The organism is Pseudoalteromonas sp. OFAV1, from assembly GCF_021532595.1.
Taxonomy (GTDB): domain Bacteria; phylum Pseudomonadota; class Gammaproteobacteria; order Enterobacterales; family Alteromonadaceae; genus Pseudoalteromonas; species Pseudoalteromonas lipolytica_C.
Window position 1 is genome coordinate 218,876 of record NZ_JAKGBG010000001.1, and the last position, 14,875, is coordinate 233,750.

Below are 14,875 nucleotides of genomic sequence, written 5' to 3' on the forward strand. Positions count from 1 at the left end.
ACAACAAAAAAGCGCGACCAAGTCGCGCTTTTAATATTAACCATTATCTGAGTTAATTTTATAAATCTTCTGCGTCACCTAAGCCTTGGGTCAGATCTTCTAGCAACTGCTTAATTTCTTCTGATGCTAAGATAAAGTCTGCATCAAGTTTTACCGCCATATCTTCTTTTGGAATGTCGGCGTTTTCTTCTTTTAATGTTTCTGAATAGCTTAAGCGCTTAATAGAGCCATCGTTTTGCAGCATGAACTTAACGCGCTCTTGCCAATCAAGAGCAAGCTTAGTTACGCGCTTACCATTTTCTAGGTGAGATTTAACTTCATCACAAGATAGGTCATGGCCTTTTAATTTTACCTGAGCGCCACTGTCATCGGCTTCTTCAAGCTCTGCATCGTTACCGATAGAAAAGCCCTCAGGGGTACTGAAATTAGTTAACCAGTCAGTTAAAAATACATCTAAATCGTAGTTGGCAAATGCGGGTACCACAGGCAGTGTGCCAAGTGATTTACGTAATAAGGCTAAAAGCTCTTCTGCTTTATTAAAGCTTGCGCTGTTAACCACAACCCAGCCATTCTTTTGGTCAATAAATGCAAACTGTAGGCTCGACTTTTTGAACGCTTGAGGCAGTAAAGTATGCAGAATATTTTCTTTTAGTTCGTCTTTTTCTTTTTTCTTTACTGGGCGGTTTTCTTCGGCTTCGATTTGCTCAACTTTTTCTGCCACCATTTCATTGATAACAGCGGCTGGCAGAACTTTTTCTTCACGCTTAGCGCATACTAAAATGCTGTCTTGAGAGAAATGAGACAGAGTTTGACCATGCTTACCGAACGCTTTTGTCCAACCGAAAGTTGAAAGCTCTTGACCTGTACATGAGCGGAATAGGTCTTGCTCTAGGGCTTTGTCGAAGTCTTCTTGAGAGTATGAAACGTCTTGTTTAAAACGGTAACATATAAGGTTACTAAACCACATAATTAGGCTAATCCTTTCAATAAATTTGCCCAATCATAACAATAAAAAACTGATGCCGAAATGAATCATTTCGGCATTAGCTCTAATTGCTTATGAGTTAAACATTGAAAGTGGTTTTGGCATGTTTTTCGGAAAACTAATATGGTAATGCAAGCCTTTGCCTACTTCGCTTGATACTTCAATATCGCCACTGAGCGTCTGCTTAACGAGGTTAAAGGTAATATGCGTGCCCAAGCCACTACCGCCTTGGTCACGTTTAGTGGTAAAGAACGGGTCAAACAGTTTTTCGAGCTGATCTTTCGAAACGCCATTACCGTTGTCTTTAAAGTCGATAACTACTTCGTCGTCTTCATCTTTGATGATTATGTCAATCACGCCACTTTCGATGCCTTCAAAACCATGGATCAGAGAGTTCATAATCAAATTCGTAAAGATCTGACTAATCGCACCGGCTGGTAAATTTAAGGTCAAATCGCTAGGGCAATCTAAATTGATATGATGAGATGTTTTCTTAAGTTTAGGGTGAAGAGAGCGAATGACTTCACCTAAGTACTCTTTAAAGTTGATAGTGCGCACAGCTTCACTAGCTTGGTCTACTGCGATTTGTTTAAAACTCGCAACCAGTTCCGAGGCTCTATCTAAGTTACTCGTCAATAGGCTGGTGCTTTGTTTAGCATCATTAATAAATTCTTCTAACGCTTTTGGCGAGAGTGTTTTGTCTTTATATGCAGCTTCTATTTGATCAAGGCGCTCTTGTAAAAATGAAGTCGCAGTCACGCCAATGCCAATTGGCGTGTTTACATCATGGGTGATACCAGCAACTAGACCACCCAGTGCAGCCATTTTCTCAGAGCCGACTAAACGCTCTTGTGCCATGTTGAGTTCATCAAGGTAACGCTGCAGCTCGTTTTGTTTAGCAATCAGCTCTTGTTCGGTCTGTTTACGTAAATCGATTTCTTCGGTCAGCGTAAGCTTTTGCTTTTCAAGCTCGTATTTTTGTTCTTGTAAGTCCATCATCGCTTGACTCAAATTAGACGTTTTACGAGCTACTTCTTGTTCTAACTGCAAATTGTGTTGATCGAGTTTTTCATTACTGATTAACAACTCTTTTTGTGTGTGCTCGAGCTCTTCACGATAAAGTACAACTTTGTCGATAAGGCGATTGAATGACTCTTCCATTACTTTGAGCTCATTACGCTCGGTGGTTTTCACTTCAATATGACGACCTTCTAAGTCATTGAGCTCTAAATCTTCGATTTGTTCTGTAAATTGTGAAAGAGGCTCTGTGAGTCTTTTTCTAAAGGCAAGTAAGAATAAAAAGATCAAAAAGGTGGTTTTGATCATTGCATTACCAATCAAGAAGTAGATAGAAATCATGATTCGACTAAAAACGACTTCTCGACTTGAGAACAATGTGACATCACCAACTTGAGTCGTTTTACCTGAAAACTCAAAAATCAGTGGAAATGTATAACCGAACAAACCTGAAGGCGTGTCCTCAATAATGGCTTCTTCTTGCACTAACTGTTGGCTGTAAAGTTCATGTATATCTAAAGAACGGCCAAGTTGCGAAAGAACTTCACCACTATCGTCACGAACAATAATGCCTTCAATCATGGGGATTGCTAATAAACCTTCAGCGGTCGTAATAGTCTGTTTATCATTAAGTTCCCAAATAGCTCGGGTTAAACTGCGACTAAAGGTTTTTTGCAGTGTTGTTAGTTCATCGCGAATGTAATCTTTGGTGTTAACGTATTCAGCAATAACCTGTCCACATGTCACTACAAAAGTAAGTAGAAAGTAGACCGATAGTACATTTGTTAATAACTCTTTTGACAGGCTTTTTTGTAGCATGGAATATCCATAGCTCCTTGGTGACATGATTAATACATTCAGCTAGTTCTAAAGTTAGCTAATAAATGCTTAAAAATAAATAAATATATCCTTTTTTACTGGAAGTTTATTAATTGTTACTAATTTCTTAATAAACTTAGCCTTACTGCACTAATAAAAGTGTGTTATAAATTTGTACCGTATTTAATTTTAGACTTTTTTTACGTTGTAATTGTGACAACGAAGATTTTATTTCATGGATAATCTTAATTTTACCGTGCTGGTCTGTGATGACTCTACAATAGCCAGAAAACAGGTTGTGCGCTGTTTAGATGATTGTCTCAGTGCTGATATTCAACAAGCCTCAAATGGTCGAGAAGCGCTTGCCTTGTTAAGAGAGCAAAGTTTTGACTTGCTGTGCCTAGATTTAACAATGCCAGAAATCGATGGGATCGAAGTGCTCGAATCAATCAAGGCAGAAAAAATAGAATGCTTTGTTATCGTTATTTCGGCTGATATTCAAGCAGAAATGAAGCAAAGAGTAGTAAAGTTGGGTGCAATTGACTTCATTGATAAACCGATAGATATTGTGCGCTTAAAAGCTACTTTGCATAAATTTGGTATTCGTTAACTTTTAAAATTATTTAAATGCATAATTTATCTTTTTTTAAGGGTTGACATCTTGGCTGTTTTTAAGGCAGTCTACAGACTATGAAAACATTTAATCACGCAACGACCATTATTATTACAACCATCATCCTTACGGGATAGTGGCATAGGTAGGTGCAACAAAATTATAGGCCTGTGTTCACTAGAACACAGGCCTTTTTCGTTTATGGAATGAGGAAACATAAATAATGCGAGTATTAAAATTTGGTGGGTCGTCCTTGGCCGACTACGCATGTTTGCAACAGGTAGCTCAGTTAGTCAAAGAAGAACTGAAAGATGAAATGTTATTAGTGCTATCTGCACCGGGTGGCATGACAGACTCTTTGGTTGCATTGGCAAGTACAGCTGAACAAGGTCAAGACTTTAGTGAGCAGTGGCAGAATTTAATCAATCGCTGTGAGCAGCTAAAATCGGCGGTAGAAGCAGACTATGGTCAAGTAGCAAACTGGCCAGACTTAAGTGAGTTAAAAAATAAGCTTGATGGAGTGGCGCTATTAAAATGTTGTCCAGATCAAGTACGCGCTTATGTAATTAGCTTTGGTGAGCGTATTAGTGTTGCTCTAATGGAATGTATGCTCAAACAAAGCAATGCACGTTATTTAGAAGCAACAGAATGTATTGCTTCAGTGGGTGGCTACATTGATGCAGAGGCTGACCTTAATGTAAGCAAATTACGTTTTCAAGAAGCGTTAAAAGCTGCCCCAAGCACTATTTATATTATGCCGGGCTTTACTGCTGCGAATGAGCAAGGTGAATTGACTACTCTTGGTCGTAATGGCTCTGATTATTCTGCTGCAATAGCTGCGGCGTGTTTAGACGCTGATGTATGCCAAATCTGGACTGACGTTGATGGTGTTTACAACGCAGATCCGCGTTATATTAAAAAAGCTTCTAAAGTTGATTCGCTATCTTATAAAGAAGCGATGGAGCTTTCTTATTTTGGTGCGAAAGTATTGCACCCGAAAACGATTTTACCTTGTGCCAAAGCGGGTGTGCCGTGCGAGATTAAAAATACTCATAACCCACGTGCCGAAGGTTCTGTGATCAGTAACGACAGTGTATCTAACGAGCCAGTTAAAGCGTTATCAAGTTTACAAAACCTCGCTATGTTGACGGTGTCAGGGCCTGGTATGAAGGGTAAAGTGGGGATGGCATCAAAAGTATTTAATGCCTTGGCTCATGACAATGTCTCAATCGTATTAATTACTCAATCTTCGTGTGAATTTAGTATCAGCTTTTGTGTGCATGAGAGTGATTTATCGTTAGCTCTTGAAGCACTGCAAACAGCCTTTGAATTAGAATCGCAAGCTGGTTTAATCGAGCCAGTACAAGTACAACGTAACCTTGCAATTGTCACTTTAGTGGGTGATAACATGCGTGCTCACAAAGGTTTAGCGGCCAAGTTCTTTGCTTCATTAGCTCAAGCACAAGTGAATATTGTAGCTATTGCACAAGATTCAACTGAAAGTGCTATTTCAGCAGTGATTGACGGTGAGCTATGCAACGACGCAGTAAAAGTGTGTCACGAGAACTTCTTTACTCACATCCCATCAATCGACGTGTTTTTACTTGGTTGTGGTTTAGTTGGGCAAGAGCTTATCCAGCAATTAGAGCGTCAACAAGCGTGGCTCGAAAAGCGTAATATCAAGCTTAATTTATACGGTGTTGCGAATTCAAAACAGTTATACCTAGACAGTGAAGGTATCGCTTTTGATGGTTGGCAGGATAAACTCGCAGCCTCTGAACAAGGCTTCGACCTTAATTTAGTTGAGCAATTTGTAAAACAAAACCACCTTATTAATCCTGTAATTGTTGATTGTAGCTCAGCCGATAAACTTGCTGCGCAATATGTTGATTTCTTAAATGCAGGTTTCCATGTGGTTGCGGCAAACAAAAAAGCCAATACTAGCTCGTATGCGTACTACCAAGATTTAGTTGCAGCGACACAAAAGAATAACCGTAAGTTTTTATACGAAACAAACGTAGGTGCAGGCTTACCGGTACTTGATAATCTCAAATCATTATTTGGTGCAGGTGACGAACTAATTAAGTTCAGCGGTATTCTATCGGGCTCATTATCGTATATGTTTGGTGCGCTTCAGGATGGTTTATCACTTAGCGAAGCAACATTAAAAGCGAAAGAAAGTGGTTTTACTGAGCCAGACCCGCGTGATGACTTATCGGGCACAGATGTAGCCCGCAAGCTGTTGATTATCGCTCGTGAATCAGGTCTTGAGTTAGAACTGAGCGATATCGAAGTAGAGTCTGTATTACCAAAAGGGTTTGCAGAAGGCGACTCTGTTGATGAGTTTATGGCGAAGCTACCTAGTCTAGATGCTGAATTTAACGACCGCATTCAAAGTGCAGCCAGTGAAGGTAAAGTTCTACGTTATGTAGGCACAATTGAAAATGGTCATTGTAAAGTCGGTATTGAGGCTGTCGATAGCAGTCACGCACTTTATGATATTCGCGATGGTGAAAATGCATTAGCAATTTTAAGTCAATACTATCAACCACGTCCGTTCGTGATTCGTGGCTATGGTGCTGGTGCTGAAGTAACAGCAGCAGGTGTATTTGCTGACATCCTCAAAACATTAACACGATAGGAGCAGGTTATGATCCGTGTATATGCACCTGCTTCTATCGGCAATTTTGCAGTTGGGTTTGACGCATTAGGCGCTGCTTTAGCGCCCATCGATGGCACTTTATTGGGTGATGTAGTTGAAGTAAGTCCTGCTGAGCAAGACACTTTTGTATGCTCTGGCGACTATGCCCATAAACTGCCTGCCAATGCAGAAGAAAACCTAGCATATCAATGTTTAATTCACTTTAAAGAACACGTTGCGCCTGCTATGCCAGCGGTAAAACTTGAACTTAAAAAGAATCTACCTATTGGCTCTGGGTTAGGTTCAAGTGCTTGCTCTGTGGTGGCAGCCTTTGCAGCCCTTGATAAATTTGCACAAACCAATTTATCACAAGAGCAACTCATCGAATTGATGGCTGATTTTGAAGCTATGGTTAGTGGCGGCCGTCATTACGATAACATCACACCATGCTACTTAGGTGGCTTGCAATTAACTGGCGAACTCATTCCCAATAAATCAATTTCGTTACCTGTTGATAATCAATGGTATTACGTGGCGGCTTTTCCTGGCTTTTCGCTAAATACCGCAAAAGCACGCTCAGTACTGCCAAAACAATTATCAATGCATGACAGTGTTGAATTTGCACAACGTCTTTCGGCTTTTAGCAGTTTACTGCTAACGGGACGCTTTGATGCTGCGCTATCAATCATGACTGATGAAATAGCTGAGCCGCATCGAGCACCCCTTATCCAAGGTTTTGCCGAAGCGAAACAAGCATTACCAGAGCTTGGTGCCGAAATCGTCAGTATTTCGGGTGCAGGCCCAACATTATTTACCGTGTGTAAAAGTTTAGATGCTGCAGAAAAATGCGCAGCTTGGCTGAACGATAATTACATTAATGAGCAGGGTTTCAGCCACATCTGTCAACTCGATCAGCTTGGCACACGAGAGCTTTAAAGAATTTAAGGAAACAACATGCAATTACATAATTTAAAAGATGAATCACAACAGGTGTCGTTTGTTGAAGCGGTAAAAACGGGATTAGGGCGTAATCAAGGTGTCTTTTTTCCTGATAGCTTAACGCCTATCAAAGATGTTGATGCGCTACTTGATTTGGACTTTGTTAGCCGTAGCAGCAAAATTTTATCACACCTGATTGGTGATGAGCTGCCTGCCGATACTGTTGCACAGATGGTGCAAAATGCGTTTAACTTTGATGTGAAATTGGTTGAAGTTGAAAAAGACATGTATTGCTTAGAGCTTTTTCATGGTCCAACGCTTGCCTTTAAGGACTTTGGTGGTCGTTTTATGGCTGAGTGTTTGGCGCAGTTTAACCAAGGCGAAAAAGTAACGATTTTAACGGCAACATCGGGTGATACAGGAGCTGCCGTTGCCCATGCGTTTTATAACAAGCCAAATATTGATGTAGTTATTCTGTATCCGAAAGGTAAAATTTCATTAGCTCAGCAAAAACTGTTCACCACACTTGGCAATAACATTCACTGCTATGCAGTTGATGGTAGTTTTGATGACTGTCAAGGCATGGTCAAAAATGCGTTTTTAGACGATGAAGTAAAACAAAAACTTGGCCTTAACTCAGCTAACTCGATCAATATCAGTCGCTTGGTCGCTCAAGTGTGTTATTACTTTGAAGCAATAGCCCAGTTGCCAAAAGAAAAGCGTAGCAAGGCACATATCTCAGTACCAAGTGGTAACTTTGGTAATGTGTGCGCTGCGATGATTGGTGCAGTACTTGGTATGCCTGTCGCAAAATTGAGTGCAACAACCAATCAAAATGACACTGTGCCACGTTTTTTACAAAACAAAGAGTGGGCACCTAACGAAACGCTTGAGTCATTATCGAACGCAATGGATGTGAGTAAACCGAATAACTGGCCTCGTGTTCAATTTATGTTAGATAATAATTGGTTTAGCTATGATGACTTTTACTCAAGTTGTGTTGGCGAAGAAGAAACCAAAGAAGTGATGAAAAAAATTCATCAAACGGGTTATATCGCAGAACCTCATACAGCGATTGCTTACCAAGGCTTAAAAGAAAATTTAGCAGATGGCAGTGCCGGTATATTTTTAGCAACGGCACATCCTGCTAAATTTAAAGAAAGTGTTGAAGATATTTTAGGTATTGAGTTAGCAATGCCTAAGCCTCTAGCAGATGCTCTTGCTAAGCCTTGTTTGGCAGAAGACATCAAGCATGATTATCAACTATTGAGAACAGAGCTTTTAAATAAACTAGCTTAAAGTAATTAAAAGAGCGGCATTGCCGCTCTTTTTAATGTGATAATGAATGGCTGTGGCGGTTCAATAATCGCATTGCAATTATCACTAACGCACTAAAACATAGCAAAGCGCAGCTTAATAAGATGATCTCGTTTTGCGTCCATTGTGTTAAAGTCAGAGCACTAATGAATAAAATAAAGGGTTTAAATTCATAGTAATAGCGCGCTCTTCTTTGTTTAATTCGCTGACTTTTTTGATCTCGTCTTCGTGCTTCTGAGCGCATTCGCCATATGTTTGCACCCAGCAAAAATAACACAATACCAATGAGTGTGTAGAGCAGCTCATGAGGTATGACGATACAGGCAATACCTAAAAACAAATAGCAGTAGGGAACAAGTTCATAAATGGGCTTGGCTAACATTGACTCAAAACATCCTTGATCTGGGTTTGTATTACAAGCTTAGTTTCATTGTGCCCATATGCAAACGCATGATGAACTTTTTACGCTAAATCATATTTTAAAAATATATGTAATGTTTTAAATTTATAAATTTTTATTATGTATCAATAAAAAAATATCATTATTAAAACACTGTGAAATAAATTCAATCCCTGTTTAAATATGTTCATCTTTACAAGATAGGCAAAAGTGCGTTTTAAGCGTACAATATAGCCTTCAAAAAATACCATACACGTTGCCTTAGGAGACCCCATGTTAGAACGTAGCATGAATATTTCGGATTTCGATCCAGAGTTATTTGCAGCCATCACTAAAGAGACGGCTCGTCAAGAAGAGCACATCGAACTGATCGCGTCTGAAAACTACTGTAGCCCACGCGTACTTGAAGCGCAGGGTTCTCAGCTTACCAACAAATATGCTGAAGGTTACCCAGGCAAACGTTACTATGGCGGTTGTGAACATGTTGATGTTGTTGAGCAGCTAGCAATTGACCGTGCTAATGAATTATTCGGTACTGATTACGCTAACGTTCAACCGCATGCGGGTTCACAAGCAAACGCAGCTGTTTTCCAAGCACTTCTTCAGCCGCATGATACAGTACTAGGTATGAGCTTAGCTCATGGTGGTCACTTAACTCACGGTTCACACGTTAACTTTTCTGGTAAAACGTACAATGCAATTCAATACGGCCTAAATGACGAAACAGGCGAAATTGATTACGCTCAAGTTGAAGCGCTAGCATTAGAGCACAAACCAAAAATGATCATCGCTGGTTTCTCAGCATACTCAGGTATCGTTGATTGGGCTAAATTCCGTGAAATCGCTGACAAAGTTGGTGCCTACTTATTCGTAGATATGGCTCACGTTGCTGGTCTTATCGCAGCGGGTGTATACCCAAGCCCAATCCCTCACGCACACGTTGTTACTACGACAACTCACAAAACATTAGCGGGCCCTCGTGGCGGTCTAATCGTTTCTGCATGTGGTGATGAAGAAATCTACAAAAAGCTAAACAGCGCAGTATTCCCTGGCGGTCAAGGTGGTCCTTTATGCCACATCATCGCTGCTAAAGCAGTTGCTTTCAAAGAAGCATTACAACCAGAATTTAAAGCGTACCAAGCTCAAGTGGTAAAGAACGCTCAAGCTATGGTTGAAGTTCTTCAAGAGCGTGGCTACAAAGTTGTTTCTGGTAAAACAGACAACCACTTATTCCTTCTTGACCTAATCGATAAAGATATCACAGGTAAAGATGCTGACGCTGCACTAGGTAACGCTAACATCACTGTAAACAAGAACTCAGTTCCGAATGACCCACGTTCACCGTTCGTAACGTCTGGTCTTCGTATTGGTTCTCCGGCTATTACTCGCCGTGGTTTCAAAGAAGCAGAGTCAAAAGAGCTTGCTGGCTGGATCTGTGACGTACTAGACAACATCAATGATGAGTCTGTACAAGCTGAAGTAAAAGAGAAAGTTAAAGCTATCTGTAAAAAATTACCAGTTTACGCTTAATTATTGGTTGAACCGTAATTAAGATAACAATAGCGTTGTTTTTTGCTATTATAAAGGCCGCTTAATAAGCGGCCTTTTTTGTTTTTAATAAACGGAAGCTGAACTCTATGCATTGTCCTTTTTGCACCGCAAAAGATACTAAAGTAATTGATTCTCGACTTGTTGGCGGCGGCCACCAGGTTAGGCGTCGACGTGAATGTAATGAATGTCACGAACGTTTTACCACCTTTGAAGGCGCAGAACTTGTGATGCCAAGAGTCATAAAGCAAGACGGTAGTCGTGAACCATTTAATGAAGACAAATTACTCAATGGCTTGCATCGTGCGCTAGAAAAACGCCCTGTCAGCACAGAGCAGGTCGATGAAGTGGTCAACATTATTAAATCTCAGCTTCGTGCCACGGGTGAACGTGAAATTTCTAGCCATTTAATTGGTGAGTGCATTATGGAGTCACTAAAAAAACTAGATAAAGTGGCTTATGTTCGCTTTGCATCAGTTTACCGTTCTTTTGAAGATATTCGCGAGTTTGGTGAAGAAATCGCTCGTTTAGGTGATTAACTATGTCATTCACAGAACTTGATACGGCTTATATGGCACGTGCCATAGAGCTTGCTAAACAAGGTCGTTTTACTACAACACCAAACCCTAATGTTGGCTGTGTACTGGTTAAAGATGGCGAAATAGTCGGTGAAGGATTTCATCAACTAGCAGGGCAGGGCCATGCTGAAGTTAATGCTCTGGCAGTGGCTGGCGACAATGCAAAAGGTGCCACCGCATATGTGACTTTAGAACCTTGTAGTCATTATGGACGCACACCGCCTTGTGCCGAAGGTTTAAAAGCTGCGGGTGTTAGCAAAGTTATAGCTGCCATGGTCGACCCAAACCCAGCGGTGAGTGGTCGCGGTCTACAGATTTTAGCTGATGCAGGTATCGCTGTAGCATCAGGTTTACTTGAACAACAAGCGCGCGATTTAAACAAAGGCTTTTTAAAGCGCATGGAAACTGGGTTGCCATATGTGATTTGTAAAATGGCTTGCAGTTTAGACGGTAAAACTGCGCTAAATAATGGCCAAAGTAAGTGGATTACAGGGCCTAAAGCGCGCCAAGATGTGCAAGCATTTCGTGCCCAAAGTTGCGTGGTACTCACTGGTGCAGATACGGTTATGACCGATAATGCCAAACTTAATGTACGCATTGATGAGCTGCCATTTGATATGCCAACGTCACTGCCTTTGCGTCAACCTACCCGTGTGATTATTGATTCACAAAATAGGTTAACGCCTGAACTTGCATTATTTAGCATTGAAAGTCCGGTGATTATTTTCACTACATCGCTTGATAAACAGTATCAATGGCCTCACTTTGTTAAACACGAAGTTGTACCAGCAGTTAATAATAAAGTTGATCTATCAGCGGTTTTAAAGCGTCTTGCTGAGCTGCAATTTAACCATATTTGGCTCGAAGCAGGTGCGACCCTTGCCGGTGCATTTGCTGAGCAAGATTTAATTGATGAATACATTGTTTATATTGCCCCTAAGTTAATAGGTGATATGGGCAAAAGCTTACTAAACTTTGCAGAAGTTACCATGATGAGTGATATCACTGAACTGACCTTTACTGATACAGTGATGATTGGCGACGATATTCGCTTAACAGCGACAAAAGCAAAGCAAGCCACACACATTGAAAATAAAGAGTAGCACTATGTTTACTGGAATTATTGAAGCAACAGGTAAAATTGTTGAACTAACACAAAAGCAAGGTGACCTAGCTATTCGTATTCAAAGCACTAATTTGGATATGAAAGACGTTAAGCTCGGTGACAGTATTGCCACCAATGGTGTGTGTTTGACGGTTGTCGCTAAACATAGCGATGGTTTTAGTGCTGACTTATCAAACGAAACAATCAGCTTAACGGGCTTTGCTCACTATAAAAAAGGTCAAACAGTTAACCTTGAAAAAGCCATGCAACCACTTTCTCGCTTAGGTGGGCATTTAGTATCTGGTCATGTTGATGGTATTGCGACTGTAGAAAGTATCAGTCCTAATGCTCGTGCAACAGAGTACTGGCTAAGTACTGACAATGATTTAATGAAGTACATTCCTTACAAAGGTTCGGTATGTATTGATGGTATTAGTTTAACGGTCAACGAGGTCGAGCAAAACCGCTTTAAGTTGACTATTGTTCCGCATACCGCAGAGCAAACAACGATTGCAGAATTTCAAGTGGGTACTCAGGTGAACCTAGAAGTTGACCAGATTGCTCGCTATTTAGAGCGCCTAATAAAAGGGGCCGAACAACCTTCCCGTTCAGACATATCAATGAGCTTGTTAGCACAAGCTGGTTTTATTAAATAAGCAAAGATACGTCACTATTAATCATACTCTCATGGGCACATTATGAATCTACACAGCGCGCAAGAAATTATCGATGACATTAAAGCCGGTAAAATGGTTATTTTAATGGACGATGAAGACAGAGAAAATGAAGGCGATTTAATCATCGCAGCAGAGCATATCAGTGCTGATGCTATCAATTTTATGGCAACACACGGTCGTGGTTTAATTTGTTTAACGATGACGCAAGAGCGTTGCCAGCAGTTAGATTTGCCGTTAATGGTTAAAAATAACGGTGCTGCTTTTTCAACTAACTTCACTATGTCGATTGAAGCAGCGAAAGGCGTAACGACAGGTATTTCAGCAGCTGACCGAGCACGTACAGTTCAAGCAGCTATTGCCAAAGGTGCCGTGCCGAGCGATATCGTACAACCTGGGCATATTTTCCCAATTATGGCGCAACCAGGTGGCGTGTTAACACGCGCAGGTCATACCGAAGCCGGTTGTGATTTAGCTCGTTTAGCGGGTCTTGAGCCTTCGTCTGTGATCGTTGAAATCTTAAATGCCGATGGCACCATGGCACGTCGTCCAGATCTTGAAATTTTTGCAAAAGAGCATGGCTTAAAGATTGGCACTATTGCAGATTTAATCGAATACAGAAACCTAAACGAAACCACCATTGAGCGTGTTGCTAAATGTAAACTGCCAACAGATCACGGTGAGTTTGATTTAGTGACCTACAAAGACACCATCGATGGTCAACTTCATTATGTTTTACAAAAAGGTGAAGTATCGAAAGAAGAGCCAACGCTTGTTCGTGTTCACTTACAAAGTACCTTCAATGATATTTTATTATCTGATCGTAGTGCTGATCGCAGTTGGGGCTTATCGGATGCGATGGCTTACATTGCAGAACACAATGGCGTGCTGGTTATTTTGGGTAAGCAAGAATCAACTGAAGACCTTGAAGCAATGGTAAAAGCATTTGCTGCCGAAGATGCGGGTGAAAATGTAAATCATCGTAAATTCCAAGGGACATCGCGTACTGTCGGTGTGGGCTCGCAGATTTTGGCTGATTTAGGTATTGAAAAAATGCGCTTAATGAGCCGTCCGAAAAAATACCATGCACTATCAGGTTTCCACTTAGAAGTGGTTGACTACGTTGAGCCGCAATCTTAATTAACGCGTAATTTAATTAAGAGGTTTACTCGTAATTTTATTTAAATTCAATGCGGTTAGCGTTACGAGTGGCCACTAGAGTTAGATTTATTAGCCAGAGTTCAGGTTAACTAGGCTACTTTTATATTTTTGTGGTATTATGCGCCGTAATTTTTGCGCAATCGCAACCGCTTAAACTTATTTTTTAGGGTTATTAAATGAAAATTATTGAAGGTAACAAATACGCACCGGGCAAAAAGTTTGCCATTGTCATTTCTCGCTTTAATGACTTTATTGGTAGCAGCCTATTAGCAGGTGCTGTTGATGAGCTTAAGCGCACAGGTGGCGTATCTGACGACGACATTACTGTTGTTTACGTACCAGGTGCCGTTGAATTACCTTTAGCAGCGAAACGCGTTGCAGCAAAGAAAGAACACGATGCAATCATCGCTCTAGGCGTTGTGATCAGAGGTGGTACACCACACTTTGATTTAGTCGCTGGCGAATCAAACAAAGGTCTTGCACAAGTATCACTTGAGTACGATATCCCGGTTGCATTTGGCGTATTAACCACTGAAAGCATTGAGCAAGCAATTGAGCGCGCAGGTACCAAAATGGGTAACAAAGGTGGCGAAGCTGCTTTAGGTGCGCTTGAAATGGTTAATGTGTTAGACAAAATTTAAGTTTAAGGAATCTCTGTGAAACCAGCAGCAAGACGTAAAGCACGTATCTTAGCACTTCAAGCCGTATACTCTTGGCAGTTAAGCGGTAACCCAATTGCTGATATTGAACAGCAAATGTTAATTGAAAATGATGTGACTAAAATCGACGTCGAATATTTCAAAGACCTAGCACGCGGTGTTGTTGTTAACTGTAAGCAATTAGATGAAATCGTTGCGCCACATTTAGCACGCCCAGCAGATGAGTTAGACATGGTCGAAAAAGCAATTTTACGTCTGTCTGGCTATGAGCTGAAATTCCGTGAAGACGTTCCATACAAAGTAGCAATCAATGAAGGTATTGAGCTTGCTAAAATGTTTGGTGCTGAAGACAGCCATAAGTTTGTCAACGGTGTACTTGATAAAGCAGTTAAAGAGCTGCGTAAGTAAGTAGCCCCGTA

Annotated in this window: 14 protein-coding genes; 11 read left to right on the plus strand and 3 right to left on the minus strand. The window is 40.8% G+C overall.

Going from position 1 to position 14,875, the window contains the following annotated elements; genetic code table 11:
• Positions 1-58: 58 nt before the first annotated feature.
• Together rdgC and L1267_RS01010 are read right to left on the minus strand one after the other, a co-directional pair.
• Positions 59-967: a recombination-associated protein RdgC gene (gene rdgC, locus L1267_RS01005; RefSeq protein ID WP_135923679.1), complete on the minus strand. Its 909-nt coding sequence runs from the start codon at positions 965-967 to the stop codon at positions 59-61.
• A 90-nt stretch (positions 968-1,057) separates the two neighbouring features.
• Positions 1,058-2,821 carry a sensor histidine kinase gene (locus tag L1267_RS01010; RefSeq protein ID WP_135923680.1) on the minus strand — a complete coding sequence of 588 codons (1,764 nt, stop codon included), beginning with the start codon at positions 2,819-2,821 and terminating at the stop codon, positions 1,058-1,060.
• Positions 2,822-3,056: 235 nt separating this feature from the next.
• Between L1267_RS01010 and L1267_RS01015 the strand changes: the two genes are divergently transcribed.
• The 4 genes from L1267_RS01015 (at position 3,057) to thrC (ending at position 8,313) form a co-directional block, all read left to right on the plus strand.
• Positions 3,057-3,431: a response regulator gene (locus L1267_RS01015; protein ID WP_199526873.1), complete on the plus strand. Its 375-nt coding sequence runs from the start codon at positions 3,057-3,059 to the stop codon at positions 3,429-3,431.
• Positions 3,432-3,657: 226 nt separating this feature from the next.
• A complete protein-coding gene (thrA, locus tag L1267_RS01020) occupies positions 3,658-6,075 on the plus strand; it encodes a bifunctional aspartate kinase/homoserine dehydrogenase I (RefSeq protein WP_135923682.1) in 2,418 nt (805 codons plus the stop codon).
• Positions 6,076-6,084: 9 nt separating this feature from the next.
• Entirely contained in the window at positions 6,085-7,011 is a 927-nt protein-coding gene (gene thrB / locus L1267_RS01025; protein ID WP_135923683.1) for a homoserine kinase, read from the plus strand.
• Positions 7,012-7,029: 18 nt separating this feature from the next.
• Positions 7,030-8,313 (plus strand): threonine synthase, encoded by a 1,284-nt coding sequence (thrC, locus tag L1267_RS01030; protein ID WP_235381839.1) that lies wholly within the window; start codon positions 7,030-7,032, stop codon positions 8,311-8,313.
• Positions 8,314-8,344: 31 nt separating this feature from the next.
• On the opposite strand, the gene L1267_RS01035 is transcribed toward thrC, so the two are convergent.
• Positions 8,345-8,713 (minus strand): hypothetical protein, encoded by a 369-nt coding sequence (locus L1267_RS01035; RefSeq protein WP_135923685.1) that lies wholly within the window; start codon positions 8,711-8,713, stop codon positions 8,345-8,347.
• A 291-nt stretch (positions 8,714-9,004) separates the two neighbouring features.
• Here L1267_RS01035 and glyA point away from each other — a divergent pair, with 291 nt between their 5' ends.
• The 7 genes from glyA (at position 9,005) to nusB (ending at position 14,864) form a co-directional block, all read left to right on the plus strand.
• Positions 9,005-10,261 (plus strand): serine hydroxymethyltransferase, encoded by a 1,257-nt coding sequence (gene glyA, locus L1267_RS01040; protein ID WP_135923686.1) that lies wholly within the window; start codon positions 9,005-9,007, stop codon positions 10,259-10,261.
• 107 nt (positions 10,262-10,368) lie between these two features.
• Positions 10,369-10,818, plus strand: a complete 450-nt coding sequence (nrdR, locus tag L1267_RS01045) for a transcriptional regulator NrdR (protein ID WP_054552576.1) — start codon at positions 10,369-10,371, stop codon at positions 10,816-10,818.
• A 2-nt stretch (positions 10,819-10,820) separates the two neighbouring features.
• Entirely contained in the window at positions 10,821-11,960 is a 1,140-nt protein-coding gene (ribD, locus tag L1267_RS01050; protein WP_235381840.1) for a bifunctional diaminohydroxyphosphoribosylaminopyrimidine deaminase/5-amino-6-(5-phosphoribosylamino)uracil reductase RibD, read from the plus strand.
• Between the two features lie 4 nt (positions 11,961-11,964).
• Complete coding sequence (locus L1267_RS01055; RefSeq protein ID WP_135923688.1) at positions 11,965-12,618, plus strand: riboflavin synthase; 654 nt, start codon at positions 11,965-11,967, stop codon at positions 12,616-12,618.
• Positions 12,619-12,660: 42 nt separating this feature from the next.
• On the plus strand, positions 12,661-13,776 hold the full coding sequence (ribBA, locus tag L1267_RS01060) for a bifunctional 3,4-dihydroxy-2-butanone-4-phosphate synthase/GTP cyclohydrolase II (protein ID WP_135923689.1): 1,116 nt from the start codon (positions 12,661-12,663) through the stop codon (positions 13,774-13,776).
• 197 nt (positions 13,777-13,973) lie between these two features.
• Positions 13,974-14,438: a 6,7-dimethyl-8-ribityllumazine synthase gene (ribH, locus tag L1267_RS01065; protein ID WP_036966328.1), complete on the plus strand. Its 465-nt coding sequence runs from the start codon at positions 13,974-13,976 to the stop codon at positions 14,436-14,438.
• Positions 14,439-14,453: 15 nt separating this feature from the next.
• A complete protein-coding gene (gene nusB / locus L1267_RS01070) occupies positions 14,454-14,864 on the plus strand; it encodes a transcription antitermination factor NusB (RefSeq protein WP_054552571.1) in 411 nt (136 codons plus the stop codon).
• Positions 14,865-14,875 lie beyond the last annotated feature (11 nt).